This window comes from Aeromonas sp. R7-5 (assembly GCF_040908015.1).
Lineage (GTDB): Bacteria > Pseudomonadota > Gammaproteobacteria > Enterobacterales > Aeromonadaceae > Aeromonas > Aeromonas caviae.
This window is the reverse complement of record NZ_JBFOCZ010000025.1, coordinates 91,577-117,069: the sequence shown is the minus strand read 5'-3', so window position 1 is coordinate 117,069 and position 25,493 is coordinate 91,577. Positions and strand designations below refer to the sequence as shown.

General features: G+C 51.0%; 31 protein-coding genes. All 31 read right to left on the bottom strand.

From position 1 onward, the window contains the following. Positions 1 to 89: 89 nt before the first annotated feature. The gene (locus tag AB5Y53_RS08585; protein WP_047235075.1) at positions 90 to 1,796 is read right to left on the bottom strand and encodes a toprim domain-containing protein; all 1,707 of its coding nucleotides are present in this window, start codon (positions 1,794 to 1,796) and stop codon (positions 90 to 92) included. A gap of 177 nt (positions 1,797 to 1,973) precedes the next feature. Further along, positions 1,974 to 2,360, bottom strand: coding sequence for a hypothetical protein (locus AB5Y53_RS08580; protein WP_059296309.1), 387 nt, complete (start codon positions 2,358 to 2,360; stop codon positions 1,974 to 1,976). A 258-nt stretch (positions 2,361 to 2,618) separates the two neighbouring features. After that, on the bottom strand, positions 2,619 to 3,479 hold the full coding sequence (locus tag AB5Y53_RS08575) for an NgrC (protein WP_368181644.1): 861 nt from the start codon (positions 3,477 to 3,479) through the stop codon (positions 2,619 to 2,621). A gap of 69 nt (positions 3,480 to 3,548) precedes the next feature. Further along, positions 3,549 to 3,770: a hypothetical protein gene (locus AB5Y53_RS08570; protein WP_368181642.1), complete on the bottom strand. Its 222-nt coding sequence runs from the start codon at positions 3,768 to 3,770 to the stop codon at positions 3,549 to 3,551. Positions 3,771 to 3,775: 5 nt separating this feature from the next. Continuing rightward, positions 3,776 to 4,012 carry a hypothetical protein gene (locus AB5Y53_RS08565; protein ID WP_047235036.1) on the bottom strand — a complete coding sequence of 79 codons (237 nt, stop codon included), beginning with the start codon at positions 4,010 to 4,012 and terminating at the stop codon, positions 3,776 to 3,778. Positions 4,013 to 4,046: 34 nt separating this feature from the next. Then, positions 4,047 to 4,238: a hypothetical protein gene (locus AB5Y53_RS08560; RefSeq protein WP_047235037.1), complete on the bottom strand. Its 192-nt coding sequence runs from the start codon at positions 4,236 to 4,238 to the stop codon at positions 4,047 to 4,049. 120 nt (positions 4,239 to 4,358) lie between these two features. Then, a complete protein-coding gene (locus AB5Y53_RS08555; RefSeq protein WP_047235038.1) occupies positions 4,359 to 4,556 on the bottom strand; it encodes a hypothetical protein in 198 nt (65 codons plus the stop codon). A gap of 202 nt (positions 4,557 to 4,758) precedes the next feature. After that, positions 4,759 to 7,209, bottom strand: a complete 2,451-nt coding sequence (locus AB5Y53_RS08550; protein ID WP_368181639.1) for a phosphoadenosine phosphosulfate reductase — start codon at positions 7,207 to 7,209, stop codon at positions 4,759 to 4,761. A 79-nt stretch (positions 7,210 to 7,288) separates the two neighbouring features. Then, positions 7,289 to 8,356 carry a type I restriction endonuclease subunit M gene (locus tag AB5Y53_RS08545; RefSeq protein WP_235695763.1) on the bottom strand — a complete coding sequence of 356 codons (1,068 nt, stop codon included), beginning with the start codon at positions 8,354 to 8,356 and terminating at the stop codon, positions 7,289 to 7,291. Positions 8,357 to 8,586: 230 nt separating this feature from the next. Next, positions 8,587 to 8,955 carry a hypothetical protein gene (locus AB5Y53_RS08540; RefSeq protein ID WP_232489908.1) on the bottom strand — a complete coding sequence of 123 codons (369 nt, stop codon included), beginning with the start codon at positions 8,953 to 8,955 and terminating at the stop codon, positions 8,587 to 8,589. 79 nt (positions 8,956 to 9,034) lie between these two features. Further along, entirely contained in the window at positions 9,035 to 9,433 is a 399-nt protein-coding gene (locus AB5Y53_RS08535) for a hypothetical protein (RefSeq protein WP_368181636.1), read from the bottom strand. Positions 9,434 to 9,506: 73 nt separating this feature from the next. Continuing rightward, the gene (locus AB5Y53_RS08530; protein WP_059296313.1) at positions 9,507 to 9,938 is read right to left on the bottom strand and encodes a hypothetical protein; all 432 of its coding nucleotides are present in this window, start codon (positions 9,936 to 9,938) and stop codon (positions 9,507 to 9,509) included. A gap of 60 nt (positions 9,939 to 9,998) precedes the next feature. Then, positions 9,999 to 11,624 (bottom strand): DNA cytosine methyltransferase, encoded by a 1,626-nt coding sequence (locus AB5Y53_RS08525; protein ID WP_368181633.1) that lies wholly within the window; start codon positions 11,622 to 11,624, stop codon positions 9,999 to 10,001. A gap of 94 nt (positions 11,625 to 11,718) precedes the next feature. After that, the gene (locus AB5Y53_RS08520) at positions 11,719 to 12,024 is read right to left on the bottom strand and encodes a hypothetical protein (RefSeq protein WP_059296315.1); all 306 of its coding nucleotides are present in this window, start codon (positions 12,022 to 12,024) and stop codon (positions 11,719 to 11,721) included. Positions 12,025 to 12,461: 437 nt separating this feature from the next. Then, the gene (locus AB5Y53_RS08515) at positions 12,462 to 12,794 is read right to left on the bottom strand and encodes a hypothetical protein (protein WP_059296316.1); all 333 of its coding nucleotides are present in this window, start codon (positions 12,792 to 12,794) and stop codon (positions 12,462 to 12,464) included. Positions 12,795 to 13,018: 224 nt separating this feature from the next. Then, on the bottom strand, positions 13,019 to 13,372 hold the full coding sequence (locus AB5Y53_RS08510; protein WP_081051749.1) for a topoisomerase II: 354 nt from the start codon (positions 13,370 to 13,372) through the stop codon (positions 13,019 to 13,021). 76 nt (positions 13,373 to 13,448) lie between these two features. Continuing rightward, positions 13,449 to 13,898 (bottom strand): hypothetical protein, encoded by a 450-nt coding sequence (locus tag AB5Y53_RS08505; protein WP_059296317.1) that lies wholly within the window; start codon positions 13,896 to 13,898, stop codon positions 13,449 to 13,451. After that, on the bottom strand, positions 13,888 to 14,292 hold the full coding sequence (locus tag AB5Y53_RS08500; RefSeq protein ID WP_059296318.1) for a hypothetical protein: 405 nt from the start codon (positions 14,290 to 14,292) through the stop codon (positions 13,888 to 13,890). The genes AB5Y53_RS08505 and AB5Y53_RS08500 overlap by 11 nt, the downstream gene beginning before the upstream one ends. Positions 14,293 to 14,351: 59 nt before the next feature. Next, positions 14,352 to 14,582 carry a class I ribonucleotide reductase maintenance protein YfaE gene (gene yfaE, locus AB5Y53_RS08495; RefSeq protein WP_155621638.1) on the bottom strand — a complete coding sequence of 77 codons (231 nt, stop codon included), beginning with the start codon at positions 14,580 to 14,582 and terminating at the stop codon, positions 14,352 to 14,354. Between the two features lie 57 nt (positions 14,583 to 14,639). Next, the gene (locus tag AB5Y53_RS08490) at positions 14,640 to 15,524 is read right to left on the bottom strand and encodes a hypothetical protein (protein WP_059296320.1); all 885 of its coding nucleotides are present in this window, start codon (positions 15,522 to 15,524) and stop codon (positions 14,640 to 14,642) included. 66 nt (positions 15,525 to 15,590) lie between these two features. Further along, the gene (locus AB5Y53_RS08485; protein ID WP_059296321.1) at positions 15,591 to 16,085 is read right to left on the bottom strand and encodes a hypothetical protein; all 495 of its coding nucleotides are present in this window, start codon (positions 16,083 to 16,085) and stop codon (positions 15,591 to 15,593) included. A gap of 74 nt (positions 16,086 to 16,159) precedes the next feature. Continuing rightward, positions 16,160 to 16,768 carry a hypothetical protein gene (locus AB5Y53_RS08480; protein ID WP_157162474.1) on the bottom strand — a complete coding sequence of 203 codons (609 nt, stop codon included), beginning with the start codon at positions 16,766 to 16,768 and terminating at the stop codon, positions 16,160 to 16,162. 11 nt (positions 16,769 to 16,779) lie between these two features. Beyond that, a complete protein-coding gene (locus tag AB5Y53_RS08475; RefSeq protein ID WP_059296323.1) occupies positions 16,780 to 17,322 on the bottom strand; it encodes a hypothetical protein in 543 nt (180 codons plus the stop codon). Between the two features lie 343 nt (positions 17,323 to 17,665). Next, complete coding sequence (locus AB5Y53_RS08470) at positions 17,666 to 18,157, bottom strand: DUF3085 domain-containing protein (RefSeq protein ID WP_059296324.1); 492 nt, start codon at positions 18,155 to 18,157, stop codon at positions 17,666 to 17,668. A gap of 132 nt (positions 18,158 to 18,289) precedes the next feature. Then, positions 18,290 to 18,484 carry a hypothetical protein gene (locus tag AB5Y53_RS08465; protein ID WP_232489909.1) on the bottom strand — a complete coding sequence of 65 codons (195 nt, stop codon included), beginning with the start codon at positions 18,482 to 18,484 and terminating at the stop codon, positions 18,290 to 18,292. Positions 18,485 to 18,546: 62 nt separating this feature from the next. Continuing rightward, a complete protein-coding gene (locus tag AB5Y53_RS08460; protein WP_368181627.1) occupies positions 18,547 to 19,026 on the bottom strand; it encodes a hypothetical protein in 480 nt (159 codons plus the stop codon). A gap of 107 nt (positions 19,027 to 19,133) precedes the next feature. Further along, positions 19,134 to 20,930 (bottom strand): VWA domain-containing protein, encoded by a 1,797-nt coding sequence (locus tag AB5Y53_RS08455; protein WP_059296327.1) that lies wholly within the window; start codon positions 20,928 to 20,930, stop codon positions 19,134 to 19,136. 81 nt (positions 20,931 to 21,011) lie between these two features. After that, on the bottom strand, positions 21,012 to 22,202 hold the full coding sequence (locus AB5Y53_RS08450; protein WP_059296328.1) for a DUF3150 domain-containing protein: 1,191 nt from the start codon (positions 22,200 to 22,202) through the stop codon (positions 21,012 to 21,014). Between the two features lie 204 nt (positions 22,203 to 22,406). Continuing rightward, entirely contained in the window at positions 22,407 to 23,417 is a 1,011-nt protein-coding gene (locus AB5Y53_RS08445) for a YqaJ viral recombinase family protein (protein ID WP_368181624.1), read from the bottom strand. A 68-nt stretch (positions 23,418 to 23,485) separates the two neighbouring features. Continuing rightward, positions 23,486 to 24,490, bottom strand: a complete 1,005-nt coding sequence (gene bet / locus AB5Y53_RS08440; protein ID WP_059296330.1) for a phage recombination protein Bet — start codon at positions 24,488 to 24,490, stop codon at positions 23,486 to 23,488. Between the two features lie 102 nt (positions 24,491 to 24,592). After that, positions 24,593 to 25,492: a hypothetical protein gene (locus AB5Y53_RS08435; protein WP_230947786.1), complete on the bottom strand. Its 900-nt coding sequence runs from the start codon at positions 25,490 to 25,492 to the stop codon at positions 24,593 to 24,595. Position 25,493 lies beyond the last annotated feature (1 nt).

Sequence of the window (25,493 nt, the reverse complement as noted above, 5' to 3'; positions counted from 1 at the left end):
TATATGCCGCGGAATCACCCTCCCACCCAAGAGGGGGTGAGAAGGGACATACTGCGTCGTTTCCAGGAGTAGTATCAACTTTCGATGAGTTAAGAACGGCCATATTCAGCTCTCCTTCTCGCAATGAAATCGCGTAGATAGCGAGCATTTGGGAACCCAAGGCTCCCCTGGCTCATCAAAACATCATTCCAGTCAACACCCTTCTCCCTAGCTGGGATGGGGAGTTTCGGCAGCAGCACGTAAACTTGAATGCCAAGCTTTTCAAGCTTCGCTTTGAGTACGTTTGCTGACTTCTCACCAGTCACCGACTTATCTTTGTCTGCCCAGATCAACACGGTGTGAACACCGTCCGGAACCTCGAAAGACTCCATCAGGGTCGCATTCACAGTTGACCACACTGGGATTTGAGTCACTCGATAGGCAGATAGTGCTGTCTCCAGCCCTTCGGCCAGACCCAGAATCCCTTCCGTTGGTTCGCCCAGCCTCACCGCGGCGCCATTGACATCCAATCCATCCGGAATAGGCATCATCTTCTTCGCGCTACCGACCTTGGCCTTTTTACCGCTCTTGGTCAGATAGGTGCGGTGGAGCGTTACCAGATTGCCAGCAACGTCTCTGATAGCGCACACGATAGCCGGAAATTTCCCGACCTCATTGCCATCTTCGTCGTAGTAAGGCATTTCTGGATTGAACCGCAGGCAGTCTGATTTCTCTACTTCATCCACGTTGAACACGAGTTCGCGGCTTTGGAGGTAGAGCCTCATAGGCTCGGTTATCCGGCAGGAATACGGAACGCACCCGGCCCAAATTTTCTCAATCTTCTCGCGAAGACGAGCGCTGTAGACGCGTTCACGCTCCATCCGCTTCGCCATTTCTTCTTGAAGTTCGAGTAACCAAGGCTTCGGTTGTTCACGGAACATTGGAACAACTGTCGCCTTTTGGGTGGGTTCTTCGCGAGACGCCTCCTGTTGAGGATCCGTCACGGTAGTCACAACTTCATTACCGCAAACTGGCTCAACACCGCCGTTTGAGCGAGCGCGGAGCTCAGTTACCGTTGCACTATTGCGCTTCACCACCCAAGTATTGCGGTGGGTTTGCATGGGTTGCTCTTTCACAACATGCCCCTGCTCATCCTTTACCTGGATGATGACAGTTACGGGCTCACGCCCGAGGTTTGTCATGACGATCTCATCGCCCAATGCCACTCCACTTTCACTAATAGCTCTCTCAAGATCCACTCCCCAGGAAGTCAAATTGACACCAGACTTACTACGGAGCACTGCGAAGTAATTGAGCTCGTTTTCCTCTTTGTGGTCAAACGGCGCTTGGCCGTGATCAATCAGAGTACCGACAACAGTCTTGTAAGGTTTACCTTCACGAAGCTTGTTGTTCACCTTCATAGGCTCTTGCTGAACAGGCGCTTTGGCTTGGGCAGGAGATCGTGTCGGTGCAGCGGCTTGTTGATACTGGGGTTGCTCTTTCTCAACCCCCAAATAATCACCAACCTCGCTCAGGCACTGTTTAAAGTCCCAGTTATTGAGCCACATCAGCAGCTCAAAACCGTCGTGTTTGGCACCGCATGAGTTACATACGCCGCCACCAGTCTGGTGGGCATCTTTGTACAGACGGAAGCCATCACCTTTACCATTCCGGTTTTTTGTTCCATGAACAGGGCAAGTGACATGATGACCAGGTTTACGGAGAGCTGGTTCAAGATGGGGCGCTAGGGCCGCCAGGATGAATAGCCAGTTCCCGTTTGCAGCTTCACGAACAGTGTCAGCTTTGTAGTAAGACATAGGTTTTCTCCTTAGCGTGAACCCCAGCATCGAGGTTTCCTTAACCCCCCGTCGCCAGGGTTTTAAGGAAACCCCGACACCGGGAGGATGTGCCAAGGAGGCTCCCCAGCCGGGGAGAACTCCCCGGCAAGGGGTTTAAAAAGGTCGCCCCCGAAACGGAGGCGAATTTTGTGAACATCACAAGCACAAATGGGTGCCCTCTTCCGAGGCCATCATGATTGTGACATCTGCGGTAACAGGATCTGACTTAATCACAACTTCAGTTGGTTTGAAAAAGCCATCTACAGTGGGCATGGGGTAATAAAGACGAATCTTTCCCCAGTTCTTGTTGTCGGTAAAAGCGACCTTTGTCTGAGCAGCGCAAAGTTGCAAAAACATGGAGAGATAAGCCTCTGCCGGATGTTTACCAACAACACTGATTACTCCCTTGATAAGAGCTGGAGTGACGGCGACATTCGTCATGAAGCCGACTTGTTCCGCAATTATCGAGTGATCCACCAGCAAACCATCATCGATGGCATTCTGACGAATTTGAGCATGATCAAATTTTGTTACTTGGTTCATAAGGTGTACTCCAATGTTATGGGGTACACCGATCCCGTGCGGGAGGGTGTACCCGCAGGGGTTATATTGAATACACGGCAGATTCGCCGTGGCAGGGAGTTAAACCTGCATTGATTGAGGTAAATAAAATTTGCTGTTTGTTTTTGGCGACCAGCTATCGCACGTTTTCGTCCTCAAAGAGGACAAAATCAACTTACTGATGGCCTGACCATGAGTAAGATGACTTGGGCAGTAAAGCAGGGGTTGCCCCCTGCCCTATTATGCCGCCTTGAGGTGGCGAGAGAAAAAATCTCTGGTTTGCTGAATAGCCCCCCGAAGAAGTTCTCGTCTGTAGCCAGCGTAGACCTTATCATCACTAGCGACGGTCAAACCGTGCAGACTCTCTTCACCCAGGACAATCTCGTTTTCACGAGATAGCACCTCAATACGTAGGCCAAGCACTCGCTCTTTCCCCTCCAGGATAGAACTAATCGTTTGGTCTCTTATGTCATCATCCCAGTGGTTCATGTCGAAATCCCGTTCAGGGAGTTCTGTCACTCGCACCAAGTAATTTTCAGTAGTCCGTTCCCAAACTACTTTCTCTTCGTATGGCGAGGCCTCGATCAACGCATAGCCGTCGGATTCGAGCTTCTTTGAAAGCTGTTTCACATCATCCGACAGTTCCAACACGAAACGATCCCAGATATCTTGCCAACGTTCTAACATCGCTTGATCAATCCCTTCAATGCCGGTTCTAAGCATGGTGTCATCATCAGGAAAGATCTCAGTGAAGGCCACGTTGCTATCAACACGCATGGTGTTCCAGTGACTGTAATGAAGACCGTAGCTGTTTTTGCTGATGTCCAGCTCGCAGAACTGGAGCTCCGCATACTCACGAAGGACAAAAAACATATTATCAATGTCTTTTTGCGCCATCAGATTCTTCACTCTGCTGACAGCATCTACTTGCCCTTTTGTGGTGCTTAACAAGCGCTTCATTAGCACCTGAGCATTATCAATGCCCAAACATCCGTAGAACGCCACGCCATCACCCTGACAGTACCCAAGACTGTACTCAATGGTCAGGTCATCCGGGTATCCGCATTTAACCAGTTCGTTTTGAAAATGCTGTTTAATCATTGGTATCTCCTTAGTTTCATTGGGAGACACCATCCCCTCGGGGACTGATGTCTCCATGGGGTTAAGTCATTACTTAGCTGGAATTTGGAGGTATTCTCTCTTGCCAGTGACAGGATGATTGCGATGGCGGAATGAATGAGCGCCACAGCTGCTTCCCATGTACTGCCAAGATTCAAGCGTTTCGGGATGGACACACTCAGTATCGCCGAAGTTGATGTCCTTAGACGCCAGCTCGGCCCACATGCGGTTCCACTCGTGCGAATCGCGCTGCACTTCAAATCCTTTCATCATCGAACCTAAACCTCTGTTGAGCCTATCCAGGTATTACCAAGATAGGCATCAGCGCCTTGAAGGCGTTCCAGTGGAATATCAAGGGCGCATAGTTTCTCATGTGTCCAACCCCCTACAGGAGAAGCATATTCAAACAGGACATCAGTTCTGTCGAATAAATCCACGATCTGGAGTTGGTTAAAAATGACAGAGGGAATGAGGATCACTCTTTCCCCCGGCAAGATATCAGTGATGAAAATCATAGCGATGCTACCTCTGTGATTTGATACGAATCTCTTACGAGCTCACATGACGCGGTAGGCAACCTTCGCTGGGGATTAAAATCCAAGGAGCGTTCTCCATCATGCTCTCCAGTTCCGAAATGCGAGAATTGGTGTCACCGGTCTCTTCGCCCTTCGCAATAGCGAGATTTAAACGCTCCAGTTCATCCTGAAATTGCAGGAACTTTTCTTTTGTCATTGCAGCCATGGTGGTTTTCTCCGCTTTAAATGGAGGTACACCAAGCCCGACCGGGGCATGATGTACCCGGTGGGTGAAAGTGGGATAGATGGAATTGTGCTCTCACAGCATTTTGCGAGAGAGGCACAGTCACTTTTTGTTGATCTTGTGCGAGAGGGCGGCAACAAACGGCATGAAGGGATGGTTCGCGGGTAGCGAGCCAACTAACTCCAGCGCCAAGCCTTGCTCTCGGCTTTGAATGACGTTGATGACCTCTTCGATGATTTCATCATCAAGTTCGGCCTGGACGTTCTCAAGTTGAGAAACGAGAGAGTTCAATTTTTCCATGAGGCATTCTCCTTTGTGGGGGTTGGATCACCCCCAGAGAGGGCTCTCCGGATTGAGGAAGTTTTGCTGTTTTGGGCCAGCTACCATTGAGCCAGCAAACGCTGACAATGGGGAGATACTATGTGCCCCAGATCTTTTTGTAAAACGCTGTAACTGCCTTTTTGGGGTGCAAAAAAACCCTCCCCGTATGGGGAGGGCCATGTTATGCAGCCAAAGACAGTACAACCTGTCCCTTATGCGGTTTACCATGCTGATGCCCTTGGCGATGGATTGCCTTGATCATCGTTCTGACATGCCGATGCAGGACCTCAGGATGACGCTTTGACAGTAAATTCAACCAGTCCAGACTCAACGCTAACGCTGAACCCTCGTTAAGCGCAGCCAGAATGCCCTCATACTCTTTCACAAGCTCATGGATAACCTTACCAGCCCAATTACTGCTAGCATGTTCCAGAAGTTCGCTGAGAGCCTTATAGGCCTTCCTTCGCGTGGCGATCATGTAGCGACGGATGTCCGTATTACCGGCACCTTCCTTCCCTTCCATGACACTCATGCCAAAAGCACTGGAGTAGCCAAGCATTGCACCGGATACGTTGTTAAACCAACGAGCTTGGTGCTCTCTAGCCTCCGCCTGAGCTTCCGCATCAAGACGAGCCTGAATGAACAGGCCTGTCGGCGTTTTGTGGTGGAGGTGGTATCTGAACGCAAGATCTAGATTCAGCCACCAGCGCACCGTTGCCAGTCTTCCTTTGATTTTTCGTTTCACCAGATCCCGGTACTTAGCATCACTGAGCACCTTGAGATCCTTGCGTTGCTGGAGGCCTTCCATCGTTTGGTACCCGGTGAGGCCCATTTGATGGTAGGTTTGGCCACGCTGCATCATTTTGTGATACAGAGCGCCCTTCCCCTTTGCAAGCTGGATTACTCCAAATCTGAGGTAGAACTGTGCTGCACTGCCGGGGGTATATTGTCCTGCCAGTACAGATTCACGTAATCGCGGATACTCTTCCCAGATAATGAACGCTGCGGAATCCGGATCTACCGTCACCTCGTCATCCTCTGCGAAACAAACAACCCGCCTTTTTCCATCCACGGTATTTATGACCCGCACTGCTGCCGGATCATCGCCACCGTCAAAGTAGGTCATCTCCGCCATCGGATCGGCCAAGCCATCAAATAGGGAACCATCCCCCCAACGGGCTACCTTTAGCCACAAAGGCTTCGGGATTGGTGTCTGAGGAAAAGTTTCACACTCAGCTTCATCTTCCAACAAATCCAACTCGCCGAACGACCAAACCCGGTGATAAATCTCCAGGGCTTGGAATGGTTTGTCGTTAAAATGGTGGAAGGACCACATGAAGTCGATGTGGACCAGCGCTTGCTCCGAGACGATCCGAAACTGTGGTTCAGCCATACGACGATTCCACTCGTTATCCTCGATCAGCCCCATAGCCAGCATGTCAGCCTGTTTTTCGGCTCTCTGCTGCTCTACATAGTCCATGCTGCAACAAACATGAAGCAGCCTCTCGATGAACTTCGGATGGTAAACGTCTGGCTGAATTTTGATGTATCCGCCCTCATAGATCGTTCTCCCAATAGGATGGCGATCTTCCCAAGCATAACGCCGCTTAGCTAGATAACGTTGGATGCGGTTCAGTCCCTTCATGTAGCCATGCTTCTCAGGGTCAGTGGCGAGCAACGTCTCCATGGACTTGTCCAGCCCGACAGCCTGACAAGCCCAGCACCCGAAACGGGCACCGCAGGCGTCACTCTTCTTCTTGTCTATAGCAGACCAGACACATTCCCCTGTCGCAGCCTTGTAGAGCTCGGCCGTTTCGGTATTGCTCTCCAAGTAACTTGGTAAAGGGTATGCTGGCCCCATTCCTGATGACAGCAACAGTTCCCACACGTCGCTTGCCAGCCATTGCTTTACAACGTACAACTCGCCGCCCTCTTTCGTTTTCACGACACGTTCGGCGTTTCCTTGTTGTTTCGCAATGTTGGCCGCACGGATGGAGCTCTCAGCATCACGGCTACCAAGCATCAGGCAGACCTTCTCACGCACCTCCTTGGGGAGTTCTCGCATGTAGGCCGCTTTGGCTCTCTTCGCCGCCCCGACCTTTAGATCTTGGGAGCACTGCCTAACGGCACTCCCCGTGAAAGTTGGAAGTCCCCGTCCAGTAAGGATTCGGCCTGTCCAACTTTGAGTGATCCCTGGTTTTGCTAAAACGATGGTCAGCGGCAGATTTTCCTGCGCGATGAAACGCTCCAGCGCGGCCAATTTTTTATCCGCCAACCAGCGTACTTCCGGGCTCTCGATCAGAGTATCCGTGTGGATAACAAAGTGGTGCTGACTAATATTTTGTCCTGTCCGAACAGCCCGGATCAGAGCCATCAAAAACAGGTGCAACACTGTCTCTGAGTCTTTTCCACTTGAGTACCCTAGCATCATTGTCCACCCATCCAATAGAGCTGTATGGATAGCTTCTACAGATGAGGTGATCAACGATGCTAGGCTGGTACCTCGACTGGCATCCACGAAGTTCAGATCTTCGTTATCTGCCAGCGTTGACCATACCGAATCCCACTTGTCCCCCCTAAGAAGAACTGCGTGAGGCTGTACCGGCACGTCAAAGTTCAGTGATTGTTGCATTTAGGGCCTCCTGGTTAAGTTAAGCAGGGTGCCCTCCCCTTCCGGGTAAGCACCCCGGTAGGGTTTGTTTCAACGACACTTATGCCACTAGCGAAGTTTTGCGGCGGCTAGGTATCCGAACGATGCAGCTTTTGACTTGAGTACCGGAGTCTTTGAAGGTTCCAGCAGGCAAGTCTTCTGGCTTTATTCCAAACGCATCCAGCAAGGATCGAAACCCCTGATAGATCCGGCTTGAGTTGCTCGGCACGGCCCCTGACATGATGGAGTGGATCTCCACATGGTCAGGAACAATCGAAAGTACATATTCAACGTGTTTCACATCCTGGGCACCGGAGAATGGCGGGTTCATGAGCACAACGTCTACATTCGCGACATCATCAGGAGTGACATCGAAAATATCGCGCCCAATAACACGGCCACCAGCTCGGCGGAGAGACTCATGGAACGGCTCATAGAGCTCGACCGCCAACACCTCTTTAGCACCGGCAGCTAGAGCCCGACGAACAATGGAACCTTCTCCGGCCGATGGTTCAAAAACCACCTTACCGCTGAGCTTCAAACCATCCAGAAGACGTTCACCAGCAAGATCTGTGGTCGGATAATACTGGAGAGTTTTCTTGATGTTGATGTCATGCCCTTGCATAAGCTTGGTCAGTACATCGGTTGCGGTTTCCTGACTATCAAACACAAACGAGGCGTCTTGATACTTCCCATTTGCTTTGGTCAGTGCTTTTCTAAGTGCCTGATAGGAAAGCGGTGAAAAGGTGACCACGGTTGGCAATACCAAGCGCGGGCCATCCACCACAAGCAATTCAAGCATTTTGGCCATTGTCAGATCGATTCCCTCATCACGTAGCTGAGATTCGGAAACCGGCTCGACACTCAACAGTCGGTACTGGCTTACGTTGTCTAGGTATTTCTTACGGGGTACACAAGGCACATTCCTCGGGGTTCCTTTATGGCCCTCCCAAGTCACGACACCGAGGTGTTCTCCCAGCCGATACACACTCCAGCTCACGCCGTTGTCCACGATTGTCACATGCCCTTGACGGTGCATGGCAATGGCGTCTTCGACGGTAGCGGCTTTGTATTTCATCATCTGCTGAACTTCCACAGGAAGGTCACTGCATTGCACGTAATTAGTCATCGTTCTTCTCCGGTAGGAGAAGGAACGGCCCCATCAGGGGCACGTTCCCCCAGTGGGTTAATAAAAAATTGCTAGTTTGCTGTTTGTTTTTGGCGACCAGCTATCGCACGTTTTCGCTCTCCAGAGAGAACAAAATCTGCTTACCGATGGCGCGGCCATGGGTAAGTAGACTGTGGTGAAAGCAGGGGTTCCCCCCTGCCCTTTAAGACAAATGACTGAGCCGGATTGGCTCAGGCAATACCTCTCATCAGCTTGACGAAATCGATGCTCTCTTGCATTGCACCGGGCGTCTGACCTTCGAGTTTCACCGCCAACATGCCAGAGTCTATCCCGTTGACTGCATCCATATGTGGATACGGGGGGAAAGTCTCTCTTGGTGGGGCGATGTAATCACCAAACACCGCGAACAACTCCCGGCACTCCAGCGTTGACCCATGAAGCAGCGCAGCTTCCAGTTGCTTCGCATAAGCGTCGTCTTCGCGAGACTTGCTGATGGCTTTATCCAGCAGCTCAAGGGCCCCGGTTCTGCGAGTCTCTGTCAGCACATAACGCAGCTTCTCCAGCGTTTCCGCCAGGGTATACGGATTGGTTAATCCCATGCTCTCTTCCTTCATGATGGGGAGGGAACATGGCCCAGAAGGCGGCATGTCCCCCCTCTGGGTTGGTATTGAGATCTGGCTAGTTGGTTCTGACATAACAAGCGGCCAGCGCTTGGGGACGCCAGCCATTATCCATCAGCTTCGCAACCAGAAACTGTGTCTCCGAACAGATGTGAGGGTTTGTTGCCTTCACGCCGAGCTCGTTAAGCAACGGTGCGTACCGAAGATGGAAGGTGTTACACCAGGTCCGGTAAACTCGCCAGTCAACAGCCAGATACTGGCCTTGGAGCTCCACCTTGAAGGTGCTGCATCCCTGGTACTTGGTACTGTAGACATGAGGCTTGCGCCGGTACTGCATGAACCACTGATCCCATTGTTCGAGATCCGCTTCCTCCACTTCCAGGTTGATATACCTGTAGCAGGGGATTGTCAGCAGCTCTTCGTTGGAAAGAGGTGCGAGTGTTGCTTGATATGCCATGTTTGTTCTCCATTGAAGGGAGAGCAAAGTAAACCCTCACCGGGCTCACTTTGCCCGTTAAAGGGTTATTGGATTATCCCAGAAGGTACGGAGCAAGCCCGGTAAGGAAGCCAAGGATTCCCAAAACCGTTCCGACTACGCCCATCTTGATGGACAGCTGAACGCTCTGATCCCGATGGTTCCAGAACCATTGCCATACTTCCCAGCGCTTAGCCCTGCGAACCTCAAGATCTACAGCGCTCTTGAACCGGACGCCAAGCGCATCAACCGCGTCGTAATCCAGCGCGATCGCTACCTTGGTGATAGAGAGTCCACCAGGGTTACCCATCGCATACCGCAAAACTTTTGCGTTTGTCTCAGGGTTCACGATGACAACTGGCTCCCTGCGGAAGAACCTGGCTTTATCTTGCCTCTTTGAGTCCATGTTAAAATTATGGAACCTGGCAATGCTGTGTTGAAGCCCCGAATCCTCTACAGGTAGGGGCACAACCATTTCGATTCTCATGACTTACTCCTTTTCGGATAAACCGGGGTAATTGCCTTTCGGCATTACCCCGGTGAGTTACTAATGGACAAGTGAGGACTGAACCATGAGCGCATCTCCGTACATCATGACCGGGAGGTACTCACAGGGCCCATGGCCATGGCTTGTCTTCGAACCAGTTCGGGAGTAAACGGCTAGTTGGCCGTCCCGGACGTGGATGGGCATCCCCAGCTGTTTCGCCGTCGGCGACAGCGTGAGAGTGCCTTTCGTATCAACCAGAGCAGTTGCCCAGTGGAAGTCACCCCCACCGATGGTCGGCTGAGAGTCGTCCACCAGCTCAACCATGAGTGGTGTCAGCCCCACCCAGCTCCAAAGGCTGTTACCCAGCGATGAGGCCAAGGCCTCGAACGCAGGATAAACAACCGACTGCCCGAGGATCTCGTGAGCTGTCGTGTCCGACAGACCATCAATTAGCTCAACGGGAATCCCCTTAATCCGGCAATGCTCTACCGGTGTGAAAAGTCTGGACAGCTCACTCTGCTCCGGATGGACAATGAACGGCTCAGTCGATCTGCACTTGCTGTATCCCTTACCTACCGTACCGCAGAAAGCTTCATCGCCAGTCAAAAGCTGACGAGAGAAGCCTTTGCCCGCGGCCTTGTCTCTCAGTTCTTTATCCGCCAAGTAGTCGAATGACTTCCAGCGTTGGGAATCGAGCGCTACCGGCTCCAGGATGTCGTTGATGCAGCTTTCTTTGGTACGGACAGGCTGAACCTGTTCAAGGTCAAACCCATCAATCCCGTGAGAAAGCGCAACGACGCAAAGACGCTTTCGACATTCAATGACACCGAACTCGTTGCCATCGAGTATCCGCTCCTGTAGCGAATAACCGAGCGAAGAGAGGACAGATCGGATCACCTCCATACTGGCGGTTCTCTGGTACTCAGGCACATTCTCAATCAGCACCATTGCCGGATTGAGGGCTTTGACAAACTCAAGGAAGTTGAAGAACAGGGCACCGGCATCCGAATGAGATTCGGCGTACTCCAGTTTGTTCTTGCTCCGCCCACTTTTTGAGGCCCCAGTGCAGGGTATCCCGCCGATAACGAGATCCACTTGAACTCCACCTCTATTCAGGTTCACGGCCTGGATTGGTGACTCAATAGCTATCGAGTTTTCATCCCACAGCTCAGGATTGTTGGCGAGGGACGAGTCAAGATATGACCCCTCCATCTCGACAGCGACCGCGATAGAGCTTGCGATACCTGCTTTCTTAAATCCCGCATGGATCGCTTTATCCAGCACACCGCCCCCATGGAAGAGACTGCATACCGAAAGAGGCTCTCCTTTCTCCAGTTTGCTGGTGAGGCGGTTGACACGCTCAACGACTCGCTCATGTTGATGATGAGCGGAGATCAGAATCGCGCCTTGACGAATGAACACCCGGAGCATCTCAACACCGTCAAAGACGGTAGCGAGCTCCTGCGCGTTCAAATCGATGATGGGGGTGACACGGCCATTACGCTCCCGCTTGCTGACCGTGAACTTGCCTTCTTCCTTGACCCGCAGAACGATTTGAGAGTCTTTTAACTCCAGATCGAACTTAGTGCCAGGCGAGTAGCCTTCACGCAGCAGCTTGTAGCCTTCCAGCCACACACGCGGTTTGCCCCGATGTTCCCCTAATTTGGTGTTAACGATAGTAGCCATTTGCATCTCCTTGATGTAGGGAGGGCCACTACCGGCCCAAAAGGGGGGTGGCCCCCAATTGGGTTTGTGTGTTGTTAATACAAAGCGATCTGCATTACTGAATGGCGTGGGAATACCCAGCCATGTTTTCGGGGAAGGTGTAGCGGTTGATGTCCTGACTGCGAGCGAGTCGCAGATAGACCTTTTTCACCCGTACCTCGTCACCGTTGGGCTTTGCAGCAACATTTCCATTGAACTTCTCAGTCACCAGTTGTTCGGCTTCCTGTTGATCGCGGCCTAATGAATAGGCGTAGATCACGTCGGTGAACCCCAGCCCGGTACCCATCGAATAGATCACGTCGTCAAAATAGACATCGGCGAAATAAATGCTGTATCCGTCTTTGAGGTGTAATTTTTCCATGATGCTCTCCAAGTAAATTGTGAGCGCATCACGTCCCAACCGGGCGGATGCGCCGGTTGGCTTGTTGTAAAAAACAATCTAGTTCGCGAGCTCTTGGCCGCTGTAGGCATCACCTAATCTTAGGCAATCGAGCACATGCTGATTGGTAACTTTGTCCCGACACCACTGATTGAAAAGTTCTGACCATGCACTGGGATAGCAACCAGCACAGGCCTCTCGCTCCTCACGAGTTTTTGCCTTGGACAACCTTGAGTTGTACGCAGCTCTGGCCGCAGCACTCACCCGTTGTTCCAGCAAGTCATAGATCTGGTTGAAGTGAGGGTCTGGTAATTGGCTTGCGTATTCCATGTATTGCACTCCTATCGTTGACATGGGCGCAATGCCCCATCAGGGGTTGCGCCCTGGTGGGTTAGTAAGTCTGCTTTAGGGTGTGAGGCTTAATGGTGAGCCAACGCGTAAACGTCAAAGCAATACTGCCCTGACTCACCGCTGTCAAAGCCGGATGTGAATCCCCCCTTCAACTTGGCAACGAGCTCATCCAGTTCGCAAGCTTCATCCAGACCAACATCGCTTTCGATGAAGGCGGTCAACCAGTAGCCATAGCTATCGGTACCATGGGTGAGCGCCTCCTCCTTTTCAGTGAGGAAGCGGTAGCAAATAGACTCGGCATCGAGGTTGTTGATTGGCCGCTGCTTCTGAGTTTGGCATTGAGCCACGCGAAGTGTTTCTTTGATCGCCTCAAGAACCAGGGTTTTGATATTTACATTCATGACGCACTCCTTAGGGTTAAAGAAGGACGCACGACCCCAAAGGGCGTCTACGTCCCAATGGGTTTTTGATGGTCTGACCGGTGAAACCGGCCCGAGTAACTATGAGCTGTTTGTTTTGGGAGACCAGCTATCTCACGATTTACTCTCGACAGAGAGCAAAATCTTGCTTTCCGAGTAACACAAAATTTCACATGTGAAATTTATGCCCCTGGGAAAGCAGGGGGTTACCCCCCCACTTTAACCCGCGCAAGGCGGTTTAGGATAGACTCAACGCCTTCCCGAATACCTGATGGGTCATAACCCGCTTGAGCGCAACAGACGACGAACGAAAACGGATGGATGTCATCTGACATCATCCATCCCATCGTCTCCTGTTTGATCTCCACACCAGCTCGACCATCGGCCAGGACTCTTAGGCTATGCCAGAGCAGTCCGTCTCGTAATTGCAAAACCTCATCATCAGTCCATTCAAGCTGTGGCTCGAAAGGTATGATTTCTGCGGTCTTGGGTATTTCCTCCGGGAAAAAAAGTTGTAGCTCAAGCTGGCTTTCTTTCTGGAGCAACTTCACTGCGTTCATGGTGACTCCTGTGACGGGCACCATGTCCCCCATAGGGGCATTGTGCCCCGATTAGGGTTGTGTTCATTCCTACTGCTCAGTCCTCGTCGTCGTCGCAAATACAGAGATCACGAGACACGATTTCTGCCGCTATGTCTGCATAGTCGTGACCTAAGCAGAACCATTTCTCCGCCAGTTCATAGGCGTCGTTAGACGGCACGCCATAACCATATGCAACCACGTAGTCATGGAACATGTCCTGGTCGAAGGTACGACCATGCGCCTCCATGAACCAGTCCAACGGGCACTCCAAAATGCGATGTCTGATAACATCACGTTCGTCGTACCCTTCTTTGATTGCATCGCCTAACATTTCCCGAGACATCCCCGGTGGGGCGATGATCTCAAGATTGATACCTTCACTCCCAGACTGCTTCTCATCGAACGGCAGGCCTGCCAGTGAAAGGTGGTTACGTCGGCACCAACCGATGGCTCGCAGGATCCGGCTTTTATCAACGCTTTGAGCTGCGTATCGATTAAGCTGCATACCCACCTCCAGCAGTCTCAGCCTGTTCGAGCTCACTCCCCTTTTCGACCATAGATTTCAGGTCAAGCTGGTTCAGGTCCGAATCCAGCGTACAATCAATCGCAGATTGCACAATGCCTTTATGGGCGAGTGACAGCACGGTCTTCAACGTTGAAAGCAGAGCTTCGGCCTCATTGTCGATCTGGTTCAGAACATCGAGCAAACTCCAATCTTCGAAAGGTCCCCAAGCCGAAATGCCATCAGGAAGCTGTTCGTTTGGATCTTCACTTTGTTCAGCCAGCACGCACAAATACAGATAAGCTGAATAGCCATTTTCATGTGTTCCCAGATTACTGAGCATCATCGCGGTAGCATGGCTGTAGGCGATCTGTTCCAATTGGGTTTTGATGGACATATTCTTTTCCTCATATTTCAGAGGAGCCCCCCCCTCGGGGGTTGGCCCCTCCGGGTGGGTTAAATTTCAAGGGTCACGTCAGTTTTTGCTTTAGCGCAACAAACCAATACTTCCCCTTCGTTCACAAATGCTATCGGTATCTCCTCATAGGCGACTTGGCCTTTGATGAGACGAGTCCTGCACATGCCACAAAAGCCACTGCGACAATGTGTTTCGACAGTAAGACCCTTGCGTTCGATTTGTAACAACAGCACATCACTGTTGGCATGGAGCTCAATGTTCATGGTCATGTTCCTTAGGGTTAATAGAACGTGACCAGCCCATCCGGGAGTCACGCCACGGAAGGACTACTCAGCAAGTGCATAGACACCAGCCTCGCGTTGAACAAAAAACTTACTGTCTTCGAGAATCTGCCTGACATTTTCACGCCAATACTGACTATCAAAGTGTTTCGCATAAGCCTCTATCTCTTGATAAATCTGCTCAAGCGTTAACGTCTTTCCTTGCATCACACGCCTTATTGCTGCACTCCAAGTAGTCGCAACCGATTTGGTTGCTCTACGGTCAACAGCAGGAAGAAGACGAAGCGATGCCATGGAATCACTACGACGAAACACGAGGAGTTTTTCATGTGAGATTCGGACTAGCTTCCCAGCATACTGGGTACGGTCACTGACACAGTTGTGCTGCGTCTTGATGATCTCATCCACCAGCTTCCCAGGAGCCAGACGTTCTACGAGGCTGGATAGGTTGTAGTAGTCCCCTTCCCGCCTCATATTGCCCATCAGGATCCCGTAGTGGCCACCAGGTTCGCAAGCATCATGAATATTCATGATTGCGAGCTCCAGAGCCTCCACAAAGGCAGGTAAGGTCATTCGACTCATATCCCACTTATGTGGTTCTCCCCACTGTTCACCGGAATATTGGATCATGTCCCAGTAAGGTGGATGCCACCAGATTAGATGGGCTGGCTCTCCGAGAAACTCCCGGAAGTCGTCCCGCAGCAGATTGAACCCCTGATGCAGATCTGTACCTTTAAAACGAACTCCAAGTTCATTGGCGACATCGACACTGGATCCTCCCCCGATACTGGGGTCAGCAACCAAGCCTCCAGGCCTTTTCATGTAAGTTTCAATAAAGTCCCTCACAATGTGGCCCGTGCAATTGCCGCGATACTTGTTGTTTCCATAAGGCCCCCGGTTTTCATAGGAGCATACTGACGATTTGAACATGGTGTCCTCCATCTTGGATGGGGCGCACCTACCCCCGTCAGGAGCATGTTCGCCCCTGGTTAGGGATTAATTCTCCTCGTACCACTGGTACAGACGATCGTAATCACGTTCGAAGGCTCCTTCATCAGGAGACCTCATCATGACCACATCACCTTCACAGTAAGTACAGAGCTGTAGCTCATGTACGTTTACCCAAAAACCACTGTAAGGAGACGGCACGAAAGTGCTCTCCCAACCGGTTCCAAGGTGATGTTGGAAAAACATCCATACATCTCCACCAAGATATTTGAAGCGCTCCATCTCGGAACCATGCACTGTCAATTCAGGCTTGGCCCGCCCGGTACTCAGGCGTTTCTTGATGATGCGCCAGATCCAACGAAGCCGAGCAAATTGTCGGGTGGAATCTTTTTTGAACCACTGGGGATTACGTTTGTACCAGTAGAACTTGGCAAAAACCTCACCAGATAGAGAGCGCAGTTCGTTCTTATCGAGTTGTTCGACAAAGCGACGCATTGAACTATCACGGGAGATCATTGTTTCCAGGGTGGATAGGTTGTTCATAGGGGCTCCTTAATTGTGTTTTGGAGCCACCAGCCCCTTGGGGCAGCATGGCCCCAGAGGGTTGTTATTAAGTGTTAGCTATACCGGATACGAGGCCAGTACAGAATGGAGCCATGCCCCATACTGTCTTTGCTACCTTGGCCCAGTAACTTGAACGCCTCCCCCATCTTGATGGCTACGGGGGTTGCATCCTTACCTGGCGGAATGTCGAGAGCAAGACAATAACGTCCGTACATACCGCGACCAGAGTACGATCGAAGGGAATACTTCTCCCGATCGGAATCACAACCTTTGTTGGCTTCTTCCACTGCTCTGACGAGAGCTTGAATCAGCACTTTATGTTTGCTTTCCGGATCAAGACTATGAACGTATTCAACATTCAAGGCTTGACCATTATTTCTTTCTACCGCAGTACAGAGAACACGCTCCCTAGCCGCTTGTAGCTCTTTTTCCATTGGTTTCCAGATTTCCTCGGCCGATTGCTCGACATGGGAAACCACTTCAAACCAACTCCAGAAGTCAAATCCTTCTCGGATAGAACAATGCTCAGGCTGGCGCCCTTCACGAACATCATTCTGGAGCCGTTCAAAAGCCTCGTTCCACCGCCCCGAATACTCAGGGGCAAATTCGAGAACCTGCAACGCAGCCAAACCGAGAGCTTGCTGCTTGATAGAGTCAATCATGCTCCCCCCTATCAGCGTTGACTGGTGAAACGAATTGCCTTACCCAAGAAATCAGCCATCAGGTGATTCCCGGAAGTAAGGAAATATCGCTGCCACTGCCCCCAACTACCGATTGAATCGATGCTGGAGGGCGACTCAAATACTCCCCAAATCTTGAGCTCACAACCAAGGGCCAGCGCTTCGTTGACCTGTTTGGTTATAACCTCTTTACCAAGGGAAATACTAAGCTGACGCGGCGGCTGCATAATCATGCGTTCCGCCTCTTCAAAATCGATCTTTTCGATGACACCGGTAAGAGTATCAATCGCGTAAGTCACTATTTGCTGTCCTGAGTTTCCCCAGATCCAATGAGTTACATGGCAGGGATGAACTCCAACCTTGGTCGGAACCAGGGCAGAGCCACAAGTACGGAGCACCCATACCAACTTACGGCCACTGAAATTCTCTATAAGGGATATGTCATGTGACAGGTCCTCTTTATAGATTTCAGGCAGTTTGTTCTTCTTGGAGATGCTCAGCATTTCTGCTTTGATTTTTTCGATGATGGTAGACATATGCGTTCCTTAAAAGTTTAGGACGCACATTGCCCAACGGGCGCAGTGCGCCCAAGGGGCTTAGGTTGATTGCTGTTTGTTTTAGGAGACCAGCTATCTCACGATTTACTCTCGACAGAGAGCAAAATCTTGCTTTCCGAGGAACACAAAAAATTTCACATGTGAAATTTATGCTCCTGGGAAAGCAGGAGGGGAGCATCCCCCTCCATGCTTAAATTGTTGCATAACAACAGCATGAGCTATACCGCTCAAACTGCCCTTTTCGGGTGCAATACCCGTGGCAGAACAGCCCTCCCAAAGGGGACAACTATCTGGAACAATTACACTCTGCTGAGTGTATTTATCACTTAGTTACCAGCGAAATAGAACCACTGGTGGATTTAATGCGAAACTCTTTCATCTTGTTTTGGATAGCCCATTCGGCCCATGCCATAGGCAGGGTTACCGAGCCATCGTCATCACCAAAAAGTTCACACTTATTCTCGTAGAAATCGTCATCTAGCGTGGGGTTGCAACCTGCTGCATAGACTACTGTTCCACGAGAAGCAGGACTACCTTCGACCTTCGCGTTTGTAATCAAATACAAACCATGATCACCCACCAGCACCAAAGCAGGCTTAACTTTGCTCTGGTTGATGTACTTTGACGAAGGCCAAAAAAACTCACCCAACTTCTCTGCCTCTTGCTCACTGCGGCCATGTTCATCGCGTGGTATACCATCCGAATACATGGCTGGATTGAACAGATCATCAGTGCTGGCTGAGTAGGCTTGTGCAGCCTTGAGTTCATCAACAAGCTTTTTAACTTCTTGGATGTTGAAAGAAATGATGGACATGAGTATTCCTCGATAATCTGAGGCCTCATCCCCCAGCAGGGGGAAATCAGCCCCCAGTGGGTTTTAGTAAAGGCCGGTTACCCAAGGGGTAACCGCTATCGTTTCACAGCGCGGGACCAAACTGCTCCAGCACTAATTTTTCACACCAGCCCAGTATGCGGGGGTATATGCCGCACCGCAGAGAAAAGAGCCGTCGGTTTTCAGTACCAGCACATCCCGGTGGTCTGCTGTCAACTCCACTCCATTCAGGTGCGTACATTCATAATACGATCCCTCACAAAGCGCTTTCAGCGTGTAGCCTTTCGTGGTCGTGATGGTGTTTTCCATGATGATCTCCTCAAAAACTTGAGGCTTCATCCCCAGCAGGGGAGCTCAGCCCCTGGTGGGTTTTAGTATCCGTAGTGCTGTTCTCTTGCAGATACTGTTGGTCGTTTTCCTTCGACTTCGCGAACCAGTGCAACAATTCGGGTCAATATTTCTATTTGCTCTGTGCAGAGCCCCATTCTTGTGCCAACTGATAGCACGGCCTCCTGCGACCTGTTCTTGTCAGCTTGTTGCGCAGATTTCTCTGTGCTGCTGTTGCTATAAAAATAACCCCAGCCGCCTCTGTAGTGTGGGGGAAGCTCTTTTCCCCAACCGAGGAACCCCCCCTGTTGGAGCTGCCGGTAAATATCTTCCGGCCAACTAGACAACTCCAAATGTTGCAGCTCATAAGAGTCCGGGCGGTACCACTTAGAAAAACTGGCTTGCACAGGATCTGATACGGTCACACAACCGCGAAGTTCCCAGCAGTCCCTCTTTTCGTCAGCCACCCAGCTGATGTCCGCACAGATGGTTTTGTTATCTAGTTCGAAGATTGGTTTTTTCATGATGTCTTCCTCGAAAATTTGAGGCTACATCCCCCAACGGGGGAATCAGCCCCGATGGGTTTAGAAACTGGCGGCCACCCCCGAGGGAGTAGCCGCTATATGCTCAATCAAGCAGCGAAGGAGGTCAAAGACCGCTCAAGCAACTTGAACAATGTGCGTTGGAGAGCCGCCGCGTCATCAATGACAATGTTCGTTGGGAACAGTCTTGTTACCGCGTTAGTCTCAACTCCAATGCCTATCACTTCTACATTACTGCATTCACAGAGGTTAATGACCGAACTACAGGCCGGGGCATTCTGAGGTGCCCCATCAGTAACAACGATCAACATCTTCCGCTCTTCACGGGTCTTGGTAAGCTCAAAGGCGGCGTACCAAATGGCTTCTGCCATCGGAGTATTACCTCTCGCCTTGAACCCAAAACGACCAGCCCGGTTCTGAACCGGCTCCCCATGCTTCACCGCGCTGAACACCGGTTGTTTTTGATCACCACCGAAGAAAGTAACGGCCGGATTCACACCGGGGATCGCCTCCAGCGCCATAGCAATGGCGAGAGATGCTTCCCGAGCGATGTCCTGACGCTCCTTTCCATTAGCTGCGCGATAAGACATGGAAGAACTCATATCGACCAAAATATGCACCGCTGTATTAGGGCGCTTCTTGGCCTCCGGTTTGAGGAAGACACGAGTGTCGCCAGTCACTACGCGATGTAGCTTCCGAGCGTCAAGACGCTTCCCAGACCGTTGACTACGATGGGCAACTCGCTGACTGGCTTGAACTAAGCCATACAGCTGCTGTCTTATCTTAGTTGTGGTGCTCTTCACATCCCCAATGAGGCTTTTACCAGCGGCGGGATTGTCGTGAGTGTCACTAGCAGAACGAACAGTCGAGTAGCTACTGTTCCCCTGCTCAAGCGCCACTTGGTTGAGCTCGGCCTTGAGTGAATCATGCGTGTCACCACGCAGATCACCGGCACTGGCATTTAGAACCTGTTGAAGCAACTTGGCAGCATCCTGTTTGGACGGGCCATGTTCACCACCAGCAGATTGCTGTCCTGCTTGAGTACCCCCATCGGCATTCGATGAGCTTTGGTCACCTTGCCCTTTCGGATCAGACTGACCACCAGCCCCTTCTTGCTTCTGGTTTTGGCCTTGTAGATCTCCACCATTGCTACCAGCACTTTGGTTTTGATCTTTCCCACTCCCCCCCTGATGGTTTTGAGACTGCTCGCCACCTGCGTTTTGCTGGTTTTGCTCACCCTGACCACCTTGGGATTTTTGTGCTTCTTTCTCCTTTTCCTCCTCAATCATCTTGATGATTTCGTCGGCCAAGGAAACAACCTCTGCGGTTGATTTCGTATTCACGGCTTTACGCAGCAACGCATTGAGCCGAACAACGACACCTTGAGGGAACACGCGCCCGATAACGGCGGTGGCTGAATCGAGGTATGGATGCAGAACAATTTGACCTACAGCCTTAGTTTGCAACCAATAGAGACAGAACCCTGTCAGGATCGATGCAGGAGCCTCATCGTCAGTCACATGAGCATAATGGCCCGCTTGAGCCATATACCTAGCGACTTCATTCAAGGTTTGCACCGTGCCAGGGAAGAGCTCCATCATGGCCCGCTCGATGCGGCAGTCTTCTAAAATGTTGGTCAGCTCAGCATGAAGTCCTTTACGGCGGTGCGCACTAAAATCCGTAAAACGGACGTGGGCTGCCTCGTGGGCCAAATATCCCCAGACGGCATCCATGTTCGGATAATCGTCAGGAACATTCGGCACTACGATGGTTTTTCCGTCGGTGTAAGCGGTATCGTGACCGATCGCCACTTTGACACCGAGCTTCTCTCCATAAGCCGCGGCTACGATGGGCAAAGCACTGTAGATGGTTCTTTTTTTGGACATATCATTTCTCCTAGTAGAGAAGGAGATAGTCCATCCCGGAGGGTGGCTATCCCCTCCGGGTAGATTTGTTGAGCACGGCGTTTAGAAATAAAGATCGTTTACGCCATCATCTTTAGGTGGCGTTTCAACCACAGGGGGTTGGTTCACCACTACATCAGTCACTGGCATCTCCAAAGGTTCCTCCGTCGCTACCGGCACTCCCGGTGTGGCTTCGGTCTTCTCCTCTTTCTGACCACCAGCATCATGATTTTCTATGTAGTTGTTGAAGAATGCTTCGATGTCATCTTCATCAACCTGCATCTCAGCTTGCGCATTGGTGTTCCCGGTCTCGGGAGCAACAGATGCGGTAGGCTGCGCATTAACCTGATGAACCGGTTTCTGATCGGTGCTAGCGACGAGCTCGGCACAAACCATCCCCACAGTCATCCCTTCCACAGTGAGCGCTCCATTGGCGTATTGTTCAATACGTCCTTTGTCGCTCATGATTAACACTGCTGCCACAACTTGATAGAAGAAAGGTGCAACGACATTTCGACCATCAGCGTGTTGATCGTAACCCCGAAGGGTTTGATCGAGCAGCTTAACCAGTGGGGTAAAGGCATTATTCAGAAAGCTCAGTCCGTCCACTTTATCGCGGATGTTCCGAAGAGTTTGTCGTGTTGTGACAGCACATTGGTCACGACCCGCCAGACGCTCCGTGTAGAACTTATTAGCTTCCTGGGTAACTTCAGCGATTAGGTCATCTCCGAGGCTCTCGACCTTGCGGTTGAGCTTCATTGCATGGCCTTTATCGCTATCGGCAACAATCATGAATGCCTGATATTCAAAGGCTATTCGCTTCTCAACTGTCTCCTTGGGAAGAGCTCCAGCTCGAAGTGCACCTTCGTATTCAGGGTTCTCCTGACACCATTCATCAACGGCCATGTTATAGCCTCTGATGAAGTCTTGTTTTAGAGCATTGAACTGGTAGCCCACTTCATCGAGCTTTCCAGTAATTTCATCTACCTTCTCTATCGGTACGGCAAAACCGTTCATGAACGGCATACCGAATTTCAGCAGGAGGCGACGAGTTTCTGTTTTCAGACGATGGAAGCCTTTCAGCTTCGCCGGATCACAGATTTTTTTACTACCAAGCAGTGCTATCTTTTCCGGAGGAATTTCGCCCCCAACGCCCAACTTCAAGTCGGATGCGGTCAAACGGGTCTGTCCGCTCCAGATATCGAAGTCAACGTGAATGATGCACAAGCGATTCAGGTGGTTCACTTTAGTCATGATGCTCTCCATATTTTTGAGGCGCATCACGTCCCTTACCGGGCGGATGCGCCCGGTTGGGCTAGTAAATTACTGTTAATTTGCTGTTTATTTTTGGCGACCAGCTATCGCACGTTTTCGCTCTCCGAAGAGAACAAAATCTGCTTTCCATTGGAGACTCATGGAATCCACAATGGAAAGTGGGTAAAGCGGGGTTCCCCCCGCTTACCACCAACTTGATGTTACTTCTTCCGATAAATCTTGAAGAGGCGCGAGAACATCCTCATTCACAATGTACCGTGGTTTCACCGAGCCTGTTACCGTTACACGGCACCGTTCGGATGAACTTTCTCTATATTTTTCTATGTCTTCGGGCTTAACACCCGAAGCCTTGTCAGCCAACAGCTTCTTGTAGTCCACCCTGCCTGCTGCCTTGTACCTTGTCACCATCACGCCACAGTAGTCGGCATGGAAGTATTGCCCCATGAGGGCCTTCATGGTTTCAAGATGAGGCTTCTGCCTTTCCTGCAACTCGGCCAAGCGCTGTTTTAGCTCCTGGACCTCTGCATCATAAAGACGGTATTCCTCAGCAGCAGCGATCCATGCGTTAACCTCTCTACCTTGCGGAATGAAGAGATCTTTCTCCGGATCTTTTTCTGGCTCCTTCTTGTCAATCACCTGCTGCCAGAACCTCTGTGCCTCAGCCAAGATCTCATGAATCATGGCTTCATCACGGAGTATGAGGAACTCCCGAATCTCCCCTTCAAAGTAGAAAACTAACCAGCCTTGCTTTGCTCCTGTTGCCAAAAGCTGATGTTGCACTTGCGGGTAGTAAAGCCGGTATGCGTTGCAGTTTGCTTTCTCAAGACAAACCTCTTGCCAGACAGTAGCGCTCGGGCATTTCAACTCGACCGGTTCACCACAATCCCTCAGCCCATCCAGTGAAGCTCGGATGAGGGGGTATTGTTCCGACTCGACACAGACAGGAAGCAGCAAGTCATCATGCTTCTTCTCAAACGCTTGTCTTGCCAGATCTTCATTTGCAACCCCCCGGCGAACCAAAGGATTGAGACTCAGATCGACTTCCCGCGCATATCCAGTCTTCTCGGCCCACAGTCTCCATCGTGTTTTGTACGGGGAACGATTGAGCAGAATAGCAGCGTCGGTGGCTGTGATGCCTCGACGCCGCCATGCAAGCCAATCCTCCTCGCGTTGCGACAGGTTGACAATTTTCATGACGGACCTCTCCAGTGATTAAAAGGGAGATCCCCCCACCAAGGGGGGATGCCCCCCGGTGGGGTTTATTATTCGTACCATTCACTTGCGTCCAACTCTGGCAGCGGTTCCGCCGACTCGGTAAGTTGCGAATGGTCTTGCTGTACTACCGGCTCTACTTCTGCCTGTCTTTGAATATCGACCGGCGCTTGGACATCCTGGTAGTTGGTCTCAACTGGCGGCATATGGTCCAGTTCCTTCTCACGAAGGAAGTGAACTGCATAGTCCAACTGAGAGCCTTTATATCGCTCTTGCACATACTCATGTGCCGCAGACCATGCATTGGCTTTCACGGCACGACGAACGAGTGTCATCAGTGTTGGATCCAGCTCTTTGTGTTCAATGAGCACAACTTCCGGTCCTTGCTCTGATTCACTCTGGCTCATGTGCTCCGGAGATGGAAGATTGCCGATGGCGGGGTTAATCGCCGTAGCCTGCTCCATTTCACGGATACGTTCAGCTTCATCTTGGTCGTAGAGGCCAGAGAACCCCAACGCAACCCGAGCACACTGAATCAACCCTTTGTGACGAAGTTGACGCTTGGTGTGGGTTTGCCATGGGCCATTAATGGTGTATGGACCATACTGACCATTACCTTGTGAGGGCAGACGATAGACCTCATCGATAAACTCCTTGATGCGGGTAGGGCGAGATCTGTCCTTACGGTAAATCACACACTCAATCCACTCAGGGCACTCAACGTTTGCCCCAGGCATTTTGACCATCTTGTCCGCATACACGAATTCGACGCCATCGTACTGGGGGTGGTCATTAATAATGCGACTCCAACCATCGACACCCACAACAGGGAAAATCCCTTTGTTCTGTTTGTCTGGAAACGCATAGATCTCTCGCGTGAATGGGTTCAAGTTGTACTGTTCTGCAACCACCAATAGAGCCAACATCTGCTCATTAGTTGGCGCACTGCCGTCACGCTGCTTAAAGGCCGTGGCCTTCAAAGCCTCATAAAATTTCTCTTTATCGACACCGAAGCGGGCTGCAAAACGGGCGATCAGGGATTTGTTATCAGACATGGTGTTTCTCCTGAATTAAGGGGGACACCATGCCCGTCGGGGCAATAGCGCCCCCGAAGGGTTAATAACAAATAACTTGGAAGGGAAATGCCCCTCCCAAGGTTAAAAGAACAAGTCTTCTTGCTCGGTTTCTATCCCAGCCAAACGGATTAATTCAGACGCGAGACCAAGCCTTTCCGCATCTTTCCTCACCTCGTCATAGCTGAAACCGAATCGCTCAATAACAGGTACCAGCGAATCAAAGTTCGAATACTCGAAGGGATTACCCTGCTCATCGCAGAAACTCACCCAAGGAGCATCGCCCACACCGATAAAAGTCATTGCATATTGCTGCTGCAAGAAAATCAGCGTCAGCAATGGCAAGTGACCATGCTCCAAGCGAATTTCACCAGCGCCTTCCAGTGTGTCCGGATGGATAGTGTTTTCGCCTAGGCTTCGGTCAACTCTGAGTTCAAAGCCACTGTCAGTATGCATCAGCACACTGGGCAATTGCTCATCACTGCTCTTATCTCTTTTCACCGTGAAGCCTATCAGGCTGGCTGCTTTGACAAAGGTACCGAGGATGAACCCTTTGTAAATTTGTCCCCCTCCTGAGGGAGGGGTAAACAACCAATTGATCGAGCCGCCACCAGAGGTGTGATTCGACGCTACTGTCACCAATCCCTGCACAATACGAGTCGTTGCGTTTACCAGTACCTCGTCAAGGTAGACATACCCCTGCTCGATTAACTGCGACACATACTGCTTTTCCAGGTCTTTATAGACCATAGGGATCGTTTCGAAGGTGTTGGCTTCAAAGGTGGTAGAGAGTATTGTTTCGACCCATTTCTGAGCCTTTCCATTGAGTATGACCTGGGAAATCTCCACCAGCCGGAAATGGCCTGGAGAGGAGGAGGTTGGCTCACGAAGCATTTCGAAGCCTATTAACTTCTCTTTCACTTCCCAACCAGTTTCATTGGTAAGAGTGTAACGACGACACAAATATTCATTGAGCTTCATCATC